This is a genomic window from Allobosea sp. 05T422_2 (assembly GCF_056396265.1).
Map to the genome: position 1 here is coordinate 1 of NZ_JBFTLD010000399.1, position 4,038 is coordinate 4,038.

The window sequence follows — 4,038 nt, forward strand, 5'->3', positions numbered from 1 at the left end:
CCTCATGGCCGGCGCCGTGCAGAGCGTCCAGGTCAATGACAAGCCGGCTTACGTTCTTGTCGGCACCTGGCTCGATGATTCTTATCTCGGCAGCATCAAGGTGGTGACCTCGCTGGATGTCCGGCTCTTCGCCGAGACCAGCGCGGGCCTCGAAGCCGTCATGCTGACCCATCCGGACGATACGCGCACGGTACCCGATGCGATCCGTGAGCGCCTGGCGAAGGGCGAGGATACGATCTTCGACCGCGAGGCCGATGGCGGCGCCTATCGTGCGGTCTACACCGCCTTCCGCGGTATCGATGGCAAGCTGGCGGCTGTCGCATTCATCGGGCTGCCGAGCGGTGCCGACTTCTTCGAGCAGCTTGGACCATCCCAGCTCTTCATCGGCATCTTCCTGCTAGGTAGCCTCATCTCGATCATCGTCGGCGCTGCGATGTCGGGTATCCTGGTCAAGCCGCTGCGTGCGTTGACGCGCGGCGTCCGGGCGATTGCAGCCGGCGATTTCAAGCAACGGGTTCCTGAAACCGGCGGGCGCGAGATTGCGCAGCTCGCCGCAGGCTTCAACGGTATGGCGGAGCAGCTCGGCAAGCTGCATGCTCTGGAGACCGAGCTCCGGCGTCGCGACAGGCTCTCGGCCCTTGGGCAAGCGGCGATGGTGATTGCCCATGAAGTCCRCAACCCGCTCGGTATCATCAAGACCTCGACCGAGGTGGTGCGCAATCGCGCCAAGCTCGGGGCCGCCGAGGACCGCATGCTTGGTTATGTGATCGAGGAGGTACGCCGCATCGAGACGCTGGTGCGGGACTTTCTCGACTTCGCTCAGCCCAAGGCGCCGAGCAAGACGGTCTTTCCATTCCGCGCGGTGATCGATCGGGTGGCCTCGATCGCCATGCCGGAGCTTGACCGTCATGACGTCGTCCTCGACATCAGGGATCATAGCGGGGGTGGGCTGATCTCGGGCGACCCGGACCAGCTCCATCAGGCGGGCCTGAATCTCGTCCTGAACGCGATCGATGCGATGCCCGCCGGCGGAATGATCACGGCGGAGCTCACATCGGCCGATGGAGAGATTTCGCTGACAATCAGCGATCAGGGGGATGGCGTGGCGGACGAGATCAGGGGCGAGATCTTCAATCCCTTCTTCACCACCAAGACGAAGGGCACGGGGCTTGGCCTCGCGAAGGTGCAATCCGTCGCTGCTGCGCATGGTGGCCGCGCCCATTATGCGAGCCCGCCGGGGCAGGGCGCCTCGTTCACAATTACATTGCCTTTGCTGGAGCGTGGAGCACCCGGATGACCCACAGCATCCTGGTCGTCGATGACGAAACCCGACTGGCCGATGTTCTGGCGGCTGCGCTGGATGATCTCGGCTATCGCGCGACCGCCGTCGAAAACGCCCGCGAGGCGCTTTCCAGTCTGGAGCAGGAACGGTTCGACCTCGTGTTGACTGATCTGCGCCTGCCCGGGATGGATGGGCGCGCCCTGCTACAGGAGGTGCGCAAGCGCTGGCCGGATGTTCCGGTCGTGGTCATCACCGCCTTTGCCACGGTTCGCGATGCTGTCGAACTCGTGAAGGAGGGCGCCTTCGACTACATCGCCAAGCCGTTCGAGATGGAGGATGTCGCAGCCGTCATTCGCCGCGCCTTGCGGCTGGCCGAGGTGGTGCGCGACAATGAGCGGCTGCGGGGCGAACTCGAGGGCCGTTACAGCTTCGAAAATCTGATCGGAACAAGCCCGCCCTTCAGAAGGGTGATCGAGCAGGTCACCGAGGTCTGTGAGACGCGCGCCACGGTTATGCTCAACGGAGAAAGCGGCACCGGCAAGGAGGTCGTCGCACGCGCGATCCATTTCAACAGTCCGCGCCGGAACAAGCCCTTTGTCGCGATCAATTGCGCTGCCATCCCCGAGACATTGCTCGAAAGCGAGCTCTTCGGTCATGTGAAAGGTGCCTTTACCGGAGCGCTGGCCAACCGCGTCGGCCGCTTCGCCGCCGCCGATGGCGGAACGCTCTTCCTCGACGAGATCGGCGATATGCCGATCGCCGTTCAGGCGAAGCTGTTGCGTGCGGTTCAGGAGCGCAGCTTCGAACCTGTCGGCGGCACCCGCAGCCAGACGGTGGATGTCCGGCTGATCGCGGCAACCCATAGGGACATGCGCCAGGCGGTTGCGTCCGGCGAGTTCCGGGAGGACCTGTTCTATCGGCTCAACGTCTTCCCGATCCAGTTGCCTGCCCTGCGTGAGCGGCGCGAGGACATCCCGATCCTCGCCGCCCATTTCCTCGCGACGCTGGCCGAGGCGATGGGCAAGCGCGTGACCGGCTTTACCCCGGCCGCTCTCTCGGCGATGGACGGCCATGACTGGCCCGGTAATATCCGTGAGCTGCATAATTGCGTCGAGCGCGCCGTGATCGTCGCGAAGTCCCCGACCATCGACGTCCCGGATCTGCCTCGCGACTTGTTTGAAGGTGGCGCGCGGCGCGCCGAGCGCGATCGCCTCCCGAACGATCTCGATGCCGAACTCGAGCGGCTCGAGCGCGGCTTCATCATCGAGGCGCTGCGGCGTACGGACGGCGTCCAGGTCCAGGCCGCGCGGCTCCTCGGCATTGCCGAGCGCAGCCTGTGGCACCGCATTAAGAAACTGGACGTGAAACTCGGCAGAAAAATCGTCGAGTGACGCTGGGTTCGATCTTTACCGGTTTGCGACAGAGTTCAGATATGGCAAGCGATTGGGTGTCCTGCAGGAGCGACGATTGTGCCCGCCTACCCTAAGCTTGCCGTCGCCGGTCTGTGCCTGGTCGCTGGATCCCAGGTTGCTGTCGCGGCCGATCCGGCTCCGGCGCTGCTGAACCCCACTCCGGCCTCCGGCTGGATCGTGACGCTCGGCGGCTCGGGTCAGATCGGTCCCAAATATGACGGCGCAAAGGCCTACGGACCGTCGGGCACGCCGTCGCTGAGCTGGCGGCGGGTTGGCGAGCCGGAAGGGTTCAGCGCACCCGACGAGGGGCTGGACTTCGCCCTGTATGAGACGAGCCGCTTCAGCATGGGCGTCGTCGGCGACCTGAAGTCGGGTCGCTATTCCGGCTCGGATCGAAAACTGTTCGGCATGCGAGACGTGCCCTGGACGATCGAGGCTGGCGCCTTCGCCGAGTTCTGGCCGATCGAGGACCGGCTACGGACTCGTATCGAGGTACGGCAGGGCTTCCACGGCCATCATGGCATCGTCGCCGATATCTTCGTCGACTGGGTTCAACCGATCGGCCGCTTCACGCTCTCGGGTGGTCCGCGCCTGTCCTTCGGCAACCAGGCGTACATGCGCAGGAATTTCGGTGTGACGCCGGAGGAATCGCAGGCTAACGGCATCCTCGCCGCCTACAGCCCGTCGGGAGGCGTCAAATCGGCGGGCCTCGCGGCGGCACTCGAATATGCATGGTCGGACGTCTGGAAGACCACGGCCTATGCCCGCTATGACCGCCTGCTCCAGGATGCCGCGCGCTCGCCGATCGTCCGCACCATTGGCGCGCGCGACCAGTTCTCGTTCGGATTGAGCACGACCTATTCCTTCAAGATTGGCGGTTAGCGCCAACCCTCAGGCACAGAGCCAAGTGAAGGGGCTGTTCGAGCCGGGCCGGAAGCAGCCTGAACGGCACCCCGATCCGGCTCGCCCGCAGCAGCGGATTTATCAGCGATACGGGTCCTCGCACTCGTCATCGGGCGGGCTTCGTCTCCGGCTGGAGATGAGGCCCGCGGTCCAGCGCGCGGCCGCCATGATGAGCTGACGCCGCGACGACAGTCTCAGCGTCACATGGCATAGGCCGGGCTCGCCGGGATCGGGAAGACCCGATCATAGGCCAGGTTGAAGCTGAAGGCGTAGACGACGTAGAAGACGACGATCGCGATATCCATCACAAAGGCCTGCATCAGGGTAATGCCGAGATACCAGGCGATCGGGGGCAGCAGGATCATCAGAAGTCCGCCCTCGAACAACGCGACATGGAGGATGCGCGTGCCGATACCCTTATGGGTATGGCCGACCATACGC

4 protein-coding genes are annotated in these 4,038 nt (G+C 64.4%); 3 read left to right on the forward strand and 1 reads right to left on the reverse strand.

Annotated features, from left to right (window positions below; genetic code table 11):
• From AC1DJT_RS34910 to AC1DJT_RS34920, 3 genes are all read left to right on the forward strand, one after another.
• Positions 1-1,297 (forward strand): sensor histidine kinase (locus tag AC1DJT_RS34910; protein WP_476835882.1); only part of this gene is annotated, 1,297 nt, incomplete at its 5' end.
• Positions 1,294-2,673 carry a sigma-54-dependent transcriptional regulator gene (locus tag AC1DJT_RS34915; protein WP_441488106.1) on the forward strand — a complete coding sequence of 460 codons (1,380 nt, stop codon included), beginning with the start codon at positions 1,294-1,296 and terminating at the stop codon, positions 2,671-2,673. The genes AC1DJT_RS34910 and AC1DJT_RS34915, both read left to right, overlap by 4 nt.
• Positions 2,674-2,751: 78 nt before the next feature.
• Positions 2,752-3,576, forward strand: coding sequence for a MipA/OmpV family protein (locus AC1DJT_RS34920; protein WP_441504487.1), 825 nt, complete (start codon positions 2,752-2,754; stop codon positions 3,574-3,576).
• A gap of 221 nt (positions 3,577-3,797) precedes the next feature.
• On the opposite strand, the gene AC1DJT_RS34925 is transcribed toward AC1DJT_RS34920, so the two are convergent.
• The coding region (locus AC1DJT_RS34925; RefSeq protein ID WP_476835883.1) for a chlorhexidine efflux transporter at positions 3,798-4,038 on the reverse strand (241 nt) is incomplete at its 5' end.

Excerpts from the sequence above, each read along its gene's own strand:
- AC1DJT_RS34915 (WP_441488106.1), top strand. The coding sequence starts at position 1,294 with ATGACCCACAGCATCCTGGTCGTCGATGACGAAACCCGACTGGCCGAT.